This is a genomic window from Carnobacterium sp. GW821-FHT04C06, from assembly GCF_059420345.1.
The window spans coordinates 283,545-296,780 of sequence record NZ_JBWKTN010000003.1; the positions used below are offsets into that span (position 1 = coordinate 283,545).

Annotated in this window: 10 protein-coding genes; 4 read left to right on the top strand and 6 right to left on the bottom strand. The window is 36.0% G+C overall.

Annotated features, from left to right (window positions below; all coding sequences use genetic code 11):
* Positions 1-303 precede the first annotated feature (303 nt).
* Together AC07SW_RS06740 and AC07SW_RS06745 are read right to left on the bottom strand one after the other, a co-directional pair.
* Positions 304-4,254 carry a 5'-nucleotidase C-terminal domain-containing protein gene (locus tag AC07SW_RS06740; RefSeq protein ID WP_494632497.1) on the bottom strand — a complete coding sequence of 1,317 codons (3,951 nt, stop codon included), beginning with the start codon at positions 4,252-4,254 and terminating at the stop codon, positions 304-306.
* A gap of 302 nt (positions 4,255-4,556) precedes the next feature.
* On the bottom strand, positions 4,557-4,895 hold the full coding sequence (locus AC07SW_RS06745; protein WP_034572271.1) for a zinc ribbon domain-containing protein YjdM: 339 nt from the start codon (positions 4,893-4,895) through the stop codon (positions 4,557-4,559).
* Positions 4,896-5,214: 319 nt separating this feature from the next.
* Between AC07SW_RS06745 and AC07SW_RS06750 the strand changes: the two genes are divergently transcribed.
* Positions 5,215-5,925 carry a DNA alkylation repair protein gene (locus AC07SW_RS06750; RefSeq protein ID WP_135017809.1) on the top strand — a complete coding sequence of 237 codons (711 nt, stop codon included), beginning with the start codon at positions 5,215-5,217 and terminating at the stop codon, positions 5,923-5,925.
* A 43-nt stretch (positions 5,926-5,968) separates the two neighbouring features.
* On the opposite strand, the gene AC07SW_RS06755 is transcribed toward AC07SW_RS06750, so the two are convergent.
* Positions 5,969-7,405, bottom strand: coding sequence for a 6-phospho-beta-glucosidase (locus tag AC07SW_RS06755; protein WP_494632499.1), 1,437 nt, complete (start codon positions 7,403-7,405; stop codon positions 5,969-5,971).
* 27 nt (positions 7,406-7,432) lie between these two features.
* Positions 7,433-8,749 carry a PTS sugar transporter subunit IIC gene (locus AC07SW_RS06760; RefSeq protein ID WP_034572279.1) on the bottom strand — a complete coding sequence of 439 codons (1,317 nt, stop codon included), beginning with the start codon at positions 8,747-8,749 and terminating at the stop codon, positions 7,433-7,435.
* A 179-nt stretch (positions 8,750-8,928) separates the two neighbouring features.
* On the opposite strand from AC07SW_RS06760, the gene AC07SW_RS06765 reads away from it, so the two are divergent.
* The 3 genes from AC07SW_RS06765 to AC07SW_RS06775 all read left to right on the top strand — a co-directional run bounded on the left by AC07SW_RS06765 (position 8,929) and on the right by AC07SW_RS06775 (position 11,399).
* Positions 8,929-9,633, top strand: a complete 705-nt coding sequence (locus AC07SW_RS06765) for a GntR family transcriptional regulator (protein ID WP_119907457.1) — start codon at positions 8,929-8,931, stop codon at positions 9,631-9,633.
* A 94-nt stretch (positions 9,634-9,727) separates the two neighbouring features.
* Positions 9,728-10,447, top strand: coding sequence for a YebC/PmpR family DNA-binding transcriptional regulator (locus AC07SW_RS06770; protein WP_494632501.1), 720 nt, complete (start codon positions 9,728-9,730; stop codon positions 10,445-10,447).
* A gap of 103 nt (positions 10,448-10,550) precedes the next feature.
* Positions 10,551-11,399 carry a PhzF family phenazine biosynthesis protein gene (locus AC07SW_RS06775; protein ID WP_119908652.1) on the top strand — a complete coding sequence of 283 codons (849 nt, stop codon included), beginning with the start codon at positions 10,551-10,553 and terminating at the stop codon, positions 11,397-11,399.
* A 56-nt stretch (positions 11,400-11,455) separates the two neighbouring features.
* Here AC07SW_RS06775 and AC07SW_RS06780 read toward each other — a convergent pair whose 3' ends face one another.
* Together AC07SW_RS06780 and AC07SW_RS06785 are read right to left on the bottom strand one after the other, a co-directional pair.
* Positions 11,456-12,175, bottom strand: coding sequence for a pseudouridine synthase (locus AC07SW_RS06780; RefSeq protein WP_119907456.1), 720 nt, complete (start codon positions 12,173-12,175; stop codon positions 11,456-11,458).
* A 103-nt stretch (positions 12,176-12,278) separates the two neighbouring features.
* The gene (locus tag AC07SW_RS06785; protein WP_034572287.1) at positions 12,279-13,148 is read right to left on the bottom strand and encodes a class II fructose-bisphosphate aldolase; all 870 of its coding nucleotides are present in this window, start codon (positions 13,146-13,148) and stop codon (positions 12,279-12,281) included.
* Positions 13,149-13,236: the final 88 nt, after the last annotated feature.

The window sequence follows — 13,236 nt, forward strand, 5'->3', positions numbered from 1 at the left end:
CAAACTCCCCCTCTTTACTTGATAGATACGATGTTCTATCGAATTTTGCTAAAGGTTTTTTTAATGCTCAAACTTTTCCAAAAAAAAATAGCCTTACATTTGGCTAATAGGCTATTTTTATGAAATTAAAAACCAAATCGGTTTACGTTTTTTCATTATAAAAATAAATTCCTCATGCATTTGATATTATACCATAGATTTAAAAAAACAGGTGGTTTAAAATAAATTTTATTCGCTATTTTTTAAAATAAAAAGGGTCAGACGTGACTATCTTGTCTGACCCTTTCATCAATTATCCACTTATCAAGATGTTTTTTTTCGTCTACTATTGCACCATAGCCCTACACTTGTCAAAGCAAGTAAAGCAAAACCACTTAGCAACTCGTTTCCCTGTTGTTCTCCTGTTGCTGGGAAATTCCTCTCTGTGTTAGAAATTTTTTCTTGATTGTTGGTATTCGTGTTCCAATTTTGATTGCCAGCTGGTTTGTTACTTTGATTTCCAATTCCTGTACTTCCAGTTCCTGGACTAGTTGTTTCTTCTCCAATACCCGATTCATTATTACCTGGGACTTCGGGTTTTGGTTTATTCGCATTTAAAAAGTCTTCTTCCGTCATTGAAACAATACGTGCACCTGGAAATTCCGTAGCATATTTCGACAAATCAACCGTTCCTTTAGTTGAAACGGCACGAAGCGTACCGGCTGATTTCAGGTAATCCATCACAATCATTTCCATGGATGGCCCTTCTTCACGTTCCCCACCTAGCATTGTAAAGCCATCGCCTCCTGCTGCTAGGAAATCATTTGTTGTAACATAGTAAGTTTTCTTTTTGTCTAATGGCTCGTATTTGCCTGTTTGTTTATTTAGCAATTCTACTCTTAAAATGCGTTCGCCTGCTGTTTTAGCTTCTGAATCCGCGCCTTTTTTAGTAGAATCGTAATAGACACGAATCGATTCTGATGCCTGTAAGAAGCCTCCATTAGCTCCTAATGCTGGAAGTCCATTGTCATCTAAAATGACCTTGCCTTCTTTATCTGTTCGTGGCATTGAACGAAGTGAATGCTCGAACAGTTGATATACTTGATCTCCAGTTGCTGCAACTTGCGAAATAATATTCCCAAATGGTAGAACTGCAATGACATCTCCCTTTGTCACGGGTCCTTGCAATAAGCTTGCACGAATACCCCCGCCATTAATGACTGCAAAATCTGAGGGGTGAGCAAAACCAGTTTGACCGTAATCATACAAAGCATCACTAATTAAGTTTCCTAAATTCGTTTCTCTTGTACGAACATTGTCTCGCTCGCCATTAAGTGTAAATGGATTATAAGGAATCACTACTTCTGATGTTCCTTCTGCAAAGTTTGTTTTAGCAGTTTCTACAATGGCTTGTACTGTTGGATCTGGTACTAATTCAGCTAAACTAGCTGCTGGTGTTAGAGAAGCATTTAATGAGCTTGGATTTTTCCCAAAGTCTGCGTTTACAATCCCAACATTGTTTAAATAATTACCCGTTTGCGCAAGTAAAACATTGCCAAATCGAAGACCTTCTTTTAAGGCTGTGTGAGAATGACCATCTAAAATGACCATATCAAAATCGCTAAACGCCGTATCTTCACTTAAAGACTTAGCTAGAGTATCACTTCGCCACTTGGTTGGCGTCGTTTCATCTACTCCTAAGTGACTTAAAAATACATACGAATCCGCTTTTCCTTTAAGTTCCGTTAATAGTTCTTTTGCTTCAGGAATTGGATCTGTAAAGGTCACACCTTCAACATTATCTGGATGTGTTTTTGTTGCTGTTTCAGGCGTAGTTAAACCAATAATCGCGTATTTACGTCCCGCTTTTTCAACAATCGTATAGGGTTCAAATGAACGTGCCCCATCTTTGTACACATTTGCCGATACTATTGGAAAGTTTAACGCGTTTTTGTATGCCATAGCCACGTCGTAACCAAAATCAAATTCATGATTCCCGACTGTCATCGCATCATATCCTACCGCATTCATTGCGGCTGCCATATCTAATCCTTGACGATAATTTGAAAGTGGCAAACCTTGGAAAGCATCTCCTGCATCGACCATTAGGGTTGGCTGAATTTGATCTTTGTAAGTTTTTAATTTAGCTACTCCAAGTGTGTTGTTTTTAAGATCTGCATCCATTCTTCCATGCATGTCATTTGTGTGCATAATTGTAAAAGGTGTTTTTTGATTGATTATTTCTTCTGGAATTTTTCCTTCTGCAATTAGTTTATTAACGTTTAAAGATTCAATATTAGGTGTTCTACCTGTATCGGATTGTTTAACTTCGATATTACCAAGGTTAACTTGTTCAACAATATAGGGTCTTAGATAATGAGTCAAATCTGCCCCAATGATTTCCCAATTGTTTTCTAATTCTTCAGTTGGATCAATGGTACCTTTGGTTTTAACATAGTCTACAATCGCACTTCTCAAGGTTAAAGGATCTGATGAATAATAAGGTTCAGCAGTAATAATGCCGTCACTTTTGAGACCTTCGTAGCGGTAATTATTGATAGCTAATTTAAAGGAATCCGTATCGTTAATTGCTTTCCCTTGATAGGTCAAGTCAGTAATTCTTGAGTTTACTGGTTTCGAAATGTCAATTTTATAGTCAACTCCAGAAAACATATCGTAATTGTATACGCGAATATTTTCATTAAAGCTAACTGTAACGTCCCCTGCTTGGTATTGATTGTAGTAAGCAGCTTGCCGTTCCATATAGTTTTTTAATTGAGCACCAGTAATTTCTACACCTACTAATGTGTTCGCATATTTATATATATCAAAAATCGTTGCAAAAGTAACAGGGCCTGCTGGCAACGAGCTAGACGCTTTGAAAAGAGCGGCTGCTGAAATATCTGCTCCTGTTACTTGCTTTTGTACATTGTTAATTAACGAAATCATTGCTGTTGGTTTTATTTGTGCTTCCGGGATTCCTTTAACTTCTTCTTGTGGTAAGAAATCCGCTGTTGCTTTTGCAATCGGGTCTTTAATAAATTGATTGACTGTTTCGTGGTAGCTGTTTGTTAAAGTCTTTAATTTTTCATCTGCTGGATATTTAGCTGTTTTGACAACTTCAACAGAACTGCTTTCTACATTCCATTTTTCAGTATCTACTGTTTTTGAAACGGCTAAATCAATTTTTACTACACCAGTTCCAGTGTCTTGTGCGCCACCAACTGGTTTTTCAGTTCCATTACTATCTTTAATTTTACGTGCGATGTCTTTATGATCATGTCCTACTAAATAGGCATCAATCTCTGGCACTTCTTCAATGACGTTAATAGCTGCTGCTTCTGGATCTCGATTATCTAAACCTGCATGAATTGATGCAACAATAATATCCGCCTGTTCTTTTTCTTTTAGTAGCTTAACTTGTTTTTTAGCTTCTTCTCTTAATGATTTAAATTCTAGAGAATCGACTTTCCCACCATCCCACACTGGAATATGTGGAATTGTTAAGCCTAAAATCGCAACTTTAACACCATTAACTTCTTTAATGCGATAGGCATCTACAAAATGTTGCCCATCAGCTTTTTTGTACGTATTTGCTGATAATAGTGGGAAATTAGCTTCATTTTGTATTTTTTTTATTAAATCTAAACCGAAATTAAATTCGTGATTGCCTAACGTCATGGAGTCATAATCCATGTAATTCATTGCCGCAATCATGGGATGGATTTGATTCACTAGTTCTGGTTTTACATTGTAAAGGTCATCGGTTAAGAGTGTTCCTTGAATATTGTCACCATTATCAATCAATAGTGTGTTTGGATTTTGTTTTCGTGTTTCTTGAACGAACGTACTGACTTTTGCTAGTCCTACATTTTTTTGAGCTGAATCCTCATAAGACCAGTCCCACAAATTTCCATGTACATCGGTTGTTCCTAAAATCGTCAATGTCTGTTTTTGAGTCTCTACTTCTTTTGGTTGTTCTTCCACAACAGGAGCGTGAACGTCCTTACTTACAGAAGGTTCAAGCTCTTCTTTTAGAAATGGTTCTTCTTTGACAACCTCTTTCTTAGCATCTGATTCAACTGCACTAGGAACTTCGGTATCCGCTTTCAATTCCTTTTCAACCGGCTCGTTCGTTTCGCTACTTGTTGCAGTCTGTGCTTCTCCAATCGCTGAAACCGTCGGTGCCATTCCCCCAAATACCATTAGCGTTACCATTACTAAATGAAGCATAAATTGCTTCGTATAACGCTTGCCAACTTTTTTATTTTCCAACACAACATCCCTCCATCTATTGTTTTGAGCGACAAAAATTAAGGATAGAAATGCTTATATGTCACTTTTTCCATTTTTTATATACTAAATGAATCCAGTTTTTCATACCATTAGTTCTACCAGTCAATAAAATCTGTTCTCCCTTTCATTTTAGCAGATTCTTTTAAAATATCTATCAGTTTTTGATGTTATTTTTGTATGAATGTTGTAAATTGGTCTATACATGTAACCGTTATCTTTAAATTTTAAAAAAACAGCGGAAAAATAGCTTACCTTAGCTACTTTTCCGCTGCCTTAACTGATTAAATCTTTTTAACAAATTCAGATTTTAATTTCATTGGACCAAAGCCATCAATTTTACAATCAATGTTATGATCTCCATCAACTAAACGAATATTTTTAACACGTGTTCCCATTTTTAATGCAGATGAGCTTCCTTTGACTTTTAAGTCTTTGATTACAGTAATGGTGTCTCCATCATTCAAAATATTGCCGTTAGAATCTTTGATAACGTTTTGCTCATTCGTTTCTTCGTTTGATTCTACACTCCACTCATGACCACACTCTGGGCAAACCAAAAGGCTACCATCTTCATAAGTATATTCTGACTGACATTCAGGACAATTTGGTAAAGATTGCATGTTTGTTCCTCCAATAAGTTAGTAATCTCTATTATAGTACATCTACATGATAATTACGACCTGTTCATCAACTTTTAAAATGTTATAGAGATAAAAAAGTTCACGGACTCTTTTATCTAATTCGTACCGTTCTTATTTTGAAACAATTTTACTTTCTTTAATAATGTAGCGCATCGTTTATTTGTTATAAATGATCTATTTTTCCATATTTATACTATTAGAAATAGTGTCAGTTCTACACGTAAGATAGATTTAATAGAAATATACCCTAACCTCCTTTATAATAAACTATACGATAGTACAAATTAAGGAGATTCTAATGAATGTAATAGAGATAATGACACAGCTTACTGAACTTGGAACCGAACAAACAAAAAAAACATTTATCCGACATGGAGCGCCAGGTCCTTTATTTGGAGTGAAAATTGGCGATTTAAAAAAACATCTTGTGAAAGAAGTTAAAAAAAATCAACAACTTGCTTTAGATTTATTTGATACTGGCAATTCAGATGCCCAATATTTAGCTGGCTTGGCTATCAATCCTAAATTAATGACAAAAAATCAATTAGAACATTGGGCAAATACGTCTAATTGGTCTGCCATCAGCGAAGCGATTGTAGCTAGCGTTGCTGCGGAGAGTCCTTACGCAATCGAATTGGCTTTAAAGTGGATTCATTCAGATGATGAATTACTTGAAGATACCGGCTGGAGTTGTTATGGAAAGTTTCTCTCCATTGCTCCTGACACCGCCATCAATCATCAAGAAGTGCTTCTTTTATTAAATACGATTGAACAGACCATTCATCAAGCAAAAAATGCTGTTCGCTATACTATGAATAGCTTTGTAATATCAGTTGGTTGTTATTGCCCTTCTTTACTCGATAAAGCAAAAAAAACCGCACTTACTATTGGAGCTGTAGACGTTAGGATGGGGGACACTGCTTGTAAAGTTCCTCTCGCTATTACAAACATCGAAAAAGCAGTTCAAATGAATCGTGTTGGCAAGAAACGAAAACGAGCTGTTTGTTAATTAAAATCAAAAAAGGAACTTCGATGCGAAGTTCCTTTTTTGACTACAATTGTTCTCCATTACTAGCAATGACTTCCTTATACCAATCAAAGCTTTTTTTCTTAGAACGTTGCAACGTTCCTTTCCCCTCGTTGTCCTTATCTACATAAATGAATCCATAACGTTTCTTCATTTCTCCTGTCGTAAAGGAAACTAAATCGATGCAACCCCAAGGCGTATAACCCATCAACTCAACGCCATCTATTTCAACCGCTTTTTTAAATTCTGCAATATGCGCTTTTAAATAGTCAATGCGATACCCGTCGTCACAACTTCCATCTGCTTTTAATTCGTCAATCGCACCGAAGCCATTCTCGACAATAAACAACGGAATTTCGTAGCGTTCGTATAACGTATTTAGTGCATACCGCAACCCAACTGGATCAATTTGCCATCCCCAGTCACTCGCTTCCACATGAGGATTTCGTACTGAATAGTGATTGCTTCCATCTAGTGACTTACTGTTGTCATTGTTCGCATCTGACTTCACTGCATTTGACATATAGTAACTAAATCCTAGATAATCAACTTTCCCACTAGCTAAAATGGCTTCGTCACCTGCTTCCATTGCAACATGAATGCCATCCCGTCCCCATTTTTTGAGAATATAATTTGGATAGTGACCACGAATATGAACATCCGTAAAGAAGAAACGATCATGCATACTTTCTGTTGCTAGCATCATATCATTAGGAGCACAAGAATATGGATAAATTGGCACAAATGAAGCCATACACCCTATTTGAAAATCTGGATTGATTTCTTTTCCTTTTTTAACGACTAACGCACTCGCAATCAGCTCATGATGTGCTACTTGATACAACACTTCTTCTGGCTGAGCAAATTCAGAAAATTTCACTCCTGAACACGTCCAACCAAAAATATCATTACTTGTATTCATTTGATTGTTAATTTCATTAAACGTCATCCAATACTTCACCTTCGATTGATAACGTTCCATTACCGTTGTTGCGTATCGTACGAAGAAATCTACTACTTTTCTATTATAAAAACCACCATACTCTGTTGCTAAGTGATACGGCATCTCAAAATGACTCAAGGTGATTACCGGTTCAATATTGTATTTTAACAATGTATCAAACAGTTTATCATAAAAGGCTAGGCCCTCTTCATTTGGAACAAGCTCATCCCCCTTTGGAAAAATACGCGACCATGCAATACTGGTTCTAAAGCACTTAAAACCCATTTCTGCAAATAATTGGATATCCTCTTCATATTTATGATAAAAATCGATGGCTTCATGATTTGGGTAATATTTCCCAGGTAATAATCCTTCTGTAATCAAACGCTGTTGGTCTTTCGTTCCTGCCGTCAAAACGTCTGCGATACTCATCCCTTTGCCACCTTGATTCCAACCGCCTTCTAATTGATGGGCAGCAACTGCGCCACCCCATAAAAAATCTTTTGGTAAACTACACATTATAAAAACTCCTTTTTACTATTTATTTTAAGCTTCTGTTACTGATTCAGCACTTACTTCTGACGTTTGCATTTCTGCGTCATATGCGATTTTATCGGCTGATTTAAAGAATGGGTAATAAATAACCATAGAAATTACAATTTGAACGATATTCAGCAACGCTCCTCGCCAACCACTTACTAAAAAGCCAGCGATCACAGGAGGTGTTGTCCATGGAATATTCGTGCCATTTGTATAAGGGACTAAACCCGTTTTCATTGAAAAATACGCTACAATACATAAAACAAGCGGCGTCAAAATAAATGGAATCATCATGATTGGATTTAGAACAATCGGAATCCCAAAAATCAAGGGCTCATTAATATTGAACAACCCTGGTCCGAAGGCTAATTTTCCAAGCGCCTTAAATTGACTTGATTTTGCAAATAATAAGATTAAAATAGCTAAACCAAATGTTCCACCAAATCCACCAATTTTCATAAAATTAGAATAAAATTGATAGTTGACAATATGAGGCAATGCTTCACCTGAAGCAAAGGCTGCTTGATTGTCTGCTGTCAAGGATAACCAAATAGGTTGCATAATTCCGCCGACTACATTGGAACCATGAATCCCAAAACACCATAACAGTGCTTCAAATAGTGTAATCAATAGCGTAGCAGGTAACGTGCTTCCTAGACTTGTTAACGGAACTTGTAAATAATGGAAAATAAACGCTTGCATTGTACCAAACTCAGTAAGACTAAACAAAATACGTACTAAGTTAAAAATAATAATAACAAAAAGTGCTGGAATCAACGCTGAAAATGACCGAGAAACATTGGCTGGAACTGAATCAGGCATTTTGATTTTCCAACCCTTTTTATCAATAAAATGAACAATTTCAACTGCCGCTACTGCTGTTAACATCCCTAAAAACAGTCCACTTGCGCCTAAGTTACTTAATGGGATTCCCATTCCGAGAGCTCCGTCTTTAAACTCAAATGTTGGTGTTAAAATTAAGAAAGCAACGACTACCGATGAAATACACGAAATGCTGTCCATTCCGTAGGTTTTTGCTAAACTTCGAGCCATTGCAATAATGACATAAAAGGTCATAACATTCATCGTCATGTCATACGGAACAGTGAAATAGGTTGTCCAATTTTCACCTAATAGCGATGCCATAAACTCTGGATAGCCTGTAATTGGTAAATTAGCAACTAATAAAAAGAATGACCCAATAATTAATAATGACATGACTCCAAAAAAACCATCTTTAATTGCCGTAATGTACCGATTGTTGTCGAGTTTAACTGCAATGGGTGTCATTTTCTCCTCTAATACCGTCATAAATTTTTCCATCTTTGAATCCCCCTATTTTTTATTTTTAAAAATAAAGCGCTTTCTTTTGATGGTTTTATTATAATTCATTGGTACTAATTTTACAATACCCAATCACTTTTAATTATTCTCAAACGTCTTTGCCATTATCTGCTATAATAAATGCATCAAGCACTATTAATAGAAAGGAAATACCCTTTATGATTAAATATAAGGTGATCGCTGAAGAAATCGAACGCCGTATCAGACAAAAAGTTTATGAAGTAAATACAAAATTGCCAACTGTGGATCAATTAATGATTGATTTTGAAGCAAGTCGGAATACCATTCGAAAAGCCATTGAAATTCTTTCTTTAAGAGGGCTAGTTTACCAAGTCCAAGGAAGCGGTATTTACATTCGCAAAGCAGAACAAGAAGATTGTATTAATATCGGAAATGTTAAAGGAATCAGCAAAGATTTCCTTCAAAAAACAATCCGTTCAAAACTTTTAGACCTAACCCTGATTAAAGCCGACGAAGAGCTCTCTAAGAGGATGAATTGCCCAATTGGGACACCTATTTATCGTTTGAAACGGCAACGTTTTAGCGACGAAAAACCCTTAAGTATTGAGTACACCTATTACAACAAAGAAATCATTCCCTATTTAAACCAAGAAATCGCGGAGAAATCAATTTATTCTTATATTGAAGACGATTTAAAATTATCCATTGGTTTTTCTGACAAATTTATTCATGTCAGCAAGTTAACTGCCGATGAAGCCTTTCTGTTAGACTTGCCAGTGGGAGATCCCTCCTTGATTGTCAAAGAAACCGTTTATCTAGCAAATGGCTTACTGTTTAACATTTCTACGGTAATCTATAACTACCTTGAAGCGCATCTCTTTTTACAATCAGAACATTACTAAGAGTTATTTTCAAAAAAAACTTAACAAATCATGGACTTCCAAGTATAATAACACAGTAGAACACGAATCGAATAAATGAAAGCGAGTGAAAAGAATGGGTCGTAAATGGGCAAATATTAAAGACAAAAAAGCATCAAAAGACAAAAATACAAGTCGCATCTATGCTAAGTTTGGCATTGAAATTTATGTAGCTGCAAAACAAGGGGATCCAGATCCTCACTCTAACCAAAAATTACGTTTTGTTGTTGAACGTGCTAAGACTTATAACGTGCCAAAACATGTCATTGATCGCGCGATTGAAAAAGCGAAAGGTTCCGGTGATGAAACTTACTCTGAATTACGATACGAAGGTTTTGGACCAAATGGCTCAATGATTATTGTTGATGCCTTAACAAATAATGTGAATCGTACGGCCTCTGATGTTCGTGCCGCTTATGGTAAAAATGGAGGAAATATGGGTGTGAGTGGTTCTGTTGCCTATCTTTTCGATAATACGGCCGTTTTTGGAGTAGAAAATCGTGATGCTGACGAATTGCTTGAGTTATTGATGGAAGCCGATGTTGACGTTCGTGACGTTGCTGACGAAGACGGTCAAACCATTATTTATGCTGAACCTGAAAACTTCCATACTGTTCAAGGAGCATTAAAAGAATTAGGAATTGAAGACTTTACCGTTGCTGAAATCGAAATGATTCCACAAAATGAAGTGACTTTAGAAGGTGAAGATTTAGAAAAATTTGAGAATCTGATTGATGCTCTAGAAGATCTAGAGGATGTTCAAAAAGTGCATCATAATGTAAACTTAGAAGATTAAAAAAATGATAGACAAACTATTTTTAGGCACATCTATGCTTGAAGATAGTTTGTCTCTTATTTTATTATCAAAAATAGTGATTATACTACAAGGAAGGTGTCTTATGAAACTACCGGTTTATGTTGCAAGTGCATTTAGTAAGAATCAAGTCGGCGGAAATAAAGCAGGTGTGGTATTGATGGAAAATGAGTGGTTGACCACTATCCAAAAGATGGCAATTGCTAAACAGCTGGGTTATGCTGAAACTGCTTTTATATCAGATTCTGACATTGCCGATTATAAATTTGAGTATTTTACACCAAAGGAAGAAGTTGATTTATGTGGTCATGCTACAATTGGTTCTTTCGTCATCTTGATGCACTTAAAGAAACTATTTAAAAATTGCTATACAATAGAAACCAATAGCGGTGTGCTTAGTATTTCCATACAAGATGATGTCTTGTTTATGGAACAAAACAAACCACTATTTTATGATGTTGTGCCTGGAAATGAGTTTATTGACTGTTTTGACATTGAAGCTATTGACAGTAAAATGCCCATTCAAATTGTTTCCACAGGTCTAAAGGATCTGTTAATTCCTATCAAAAGCGAAATCAAACTACATGCACTTCAACCTAATTTTGAAAAAATTAAAGAAATCAGTAAGTACTATCAAGTTATCGGAATGCACCTATATACCATTGATGACAATCGCATCGTATGTAGAAACTTTGCTCCCTTATACGATATCAATGAAGAATCCGCTACTGGCACTTCAAACGGTGCATTAGCTTGCTATCTTTATCAACAAAACGATTTAAAAAAAGAACTTTACGTATTTGAACAAGGTTATTCTCTAAACGCTCCTTCCGAAATATTGGTAAAACTAACAACCACTCACACAAATGAAATAGAACAAGTTTATGTTGGTGGCAAAGGCTATTATTGCGAAACACTCTATATAGAGTGTTAGCAAAAAGGCTGTAAAAAACACTCCTAAAATCAGGTTGGTGTTTATTACAGCCTTTTTTATATAAAGTAACGCTGATAGTTTTCCAGCTCTTCATTCGTCAATGCTCGATAAGAACCCTTTTCTAGTCCTTCATCCAAAACCAATGTCCCCATAGCTACTCTCTTCAAATACGTTACTTTTTTCCCAACAGATAAAAACATCTTTTTAACTTGATGGAATTTCCCTTCACTAATAGCTAATAAAACGCGACTTTCATTCTCAATAGTCTCTAAAATACACAATTCAGCAGGTTTGCATTGAATACCGCCATGAAAAATAATCCCTTCCTTAAATGCTTGAACATCTTCATCTGTAACAGGTTCATTAACAATTACTTCGTATTTCTTTATCACTTCTTTTTTAGGAACTAATAACTGATGCGCCAATTGACCATTATTCGTTATTAACAATAAACCTTCCGTATCTCGATCTAAACGACCTACCGGAAATAACCCTGGTCGTTGATCTTTTTTCGAAATCAAATCAATAACGGTTTGATTGTTAGCATCACGCACCGCACTAACAACTCCTGCTGGTTTATTTAACATATAATACACATGCGCTTGATAGTGGACTTGTTTTCCTGAAACAAGGACTGTTTGTAATTCAGGATCGACGTTATAACCATCTGTTAAGACCAACTCACCATTGATACGGACTTGCTTTCGTTTAATTAATTGCTTCACTTGATTCCTAGAGCCATAGCCTGTTTCAAATAATAATTTATCTAACCGCATAACATACTCCCTTTTTCTTCTATGTAAAAATCAGCAATGGTCTTCTTAAAGAAGCCCATTGCTGATTTTATTGTTTTAGCTTCAAATAAGCAAGGCTTAAAAATTAAGCTTTACCAGTTGAACCAAACCATTCAATTCTTTGTTTAACTAACTCAGTAACTGCAGTAGTTCCTGGTTCTAATAATTTACGAGGGTCAAAACCTTTACCTTGTTGGTCTTTACCTTCTTCGATATATTTACGAGTTGCAGCTGCAAATACTTCTTGACACTCAGTATTTACGTTGATTTTTGAAACGCCAAGAGAAATTGCTTTTTTAACTTGTTCTACTGGAATTCCTGAACCTCCGTGTAATACTAATGGTAAATGTCCACCAGTGATGTCTGCAATTGCAGATAACGTTTCAAAGCTTAAACCTGTCCAGTTAGCTGGGTATGAACCGTGGATGTTACCAATACCAGCAGCTAAGAAATCAACGCCAAGATCAGCGATTAATTTACATTCTTTAGGGTCAGCTAATTCGCCTGAACCGATGATTCCGTCTTCTTCTCCGCCGATGCTTCCAACTTCACATTCAACAGAAACGCCTTTAGCATGTGCTTTAGCAATAACGTCTTTAGCTTTTTCCATGTTTTCTTCAAATGGTAAGTGAGAACCATCAAACATTACTGAAGTGTATCCAATTTCGATACATTCAAGAGCTGCTTCGTAATCACCGTGATCTAAGTGAAGTGCAACAGGAACAGTGATTCCCATTGAATCAATTAAATCTTTTACAAGATCGTAACAAACTTTGTATCCACCCATGTATTTAGCCGCACCCATTGAAGTTTGGATCATTACAGGTGAGTTAGCTGCTTGAGCTCCCACTAAAATTGCTTTTGTCCATTCTAAATTGTTGGTATTGAATGCACCTACTGCATATTTACCTTCGCGTGCTTTGTTTAACATTTCTGTAGCTGATACTAATGCCATAATCTAATTCCTCCTAGTGAAATATCTATAGTACGTATTACTTAAATCCTAGCTCAACTAAAGTTAACTTCAGTTTCAAAAGAATTCA

Coding starts and splice junctions, on each gene's coding strand:
- AC07SW_RS06745 (WP_034572271.1), bottom strand. CDS start 4,895: ATGCAATCTTTACCAAATTGTCCTGAATGTCAGTCAGAATATACTTAT.
- AC07SW_RS06750 (WP_135017809.1), top strand. CDS start 5,215: ATGAATGTAATAGAGATAATGACACAGCTTACTGAACTTGGAACCGAA.
- AC07SW_RS06755 (WP_494632499.1), bottom strand. CDS start 7,405: ATGTGTAGTTTACCAAAAGATTTTTTATGGGGTGGCGCAGTTGCTGCC.
- AC07SW_RS06760 (WP_034572279.1), bottom strand. CDS start 8,749: ATGGAAAAATTTATGACGGTATTAGAGGAGAAAATGACACCCATTGCA.
- AC07SW_RS06765 (WP_119907457.1), top strand. CDS start 8,929: ATGATTAAATATAAGGTGATCGCTGAAGAAATCGAACGCCGTATCAGA.
- AC07SW_RS06770 (WP_494632501.1), top strand. CDS start 9,728: ATGGGTCGTAAATGGGCAAATATTAAAGACAAAAAAGCATCAAAAGAC.
- AC07SW_RS06775 (WP_119908652.1), top strand. CDS start 10,551: ATGAAACTACCGGTTTATGTTGCAAGTGCATTTAGTAAGAATCAAGTC.
- AC07SW_RS06780 (WP_119907456.1), bottom strand. CDS start 12,175: ATGCGGTTAGATAAATTATTATTTGAAACAGGCTATGGCTCTAGGAAT.
- AC07SW_RS06785 (WP_034572287.1), bottom strand. CDS start 13,148: ATGGCATTAGTATCAGCTACAGAAATGTTAAACAAAGCACGCGAAGGT.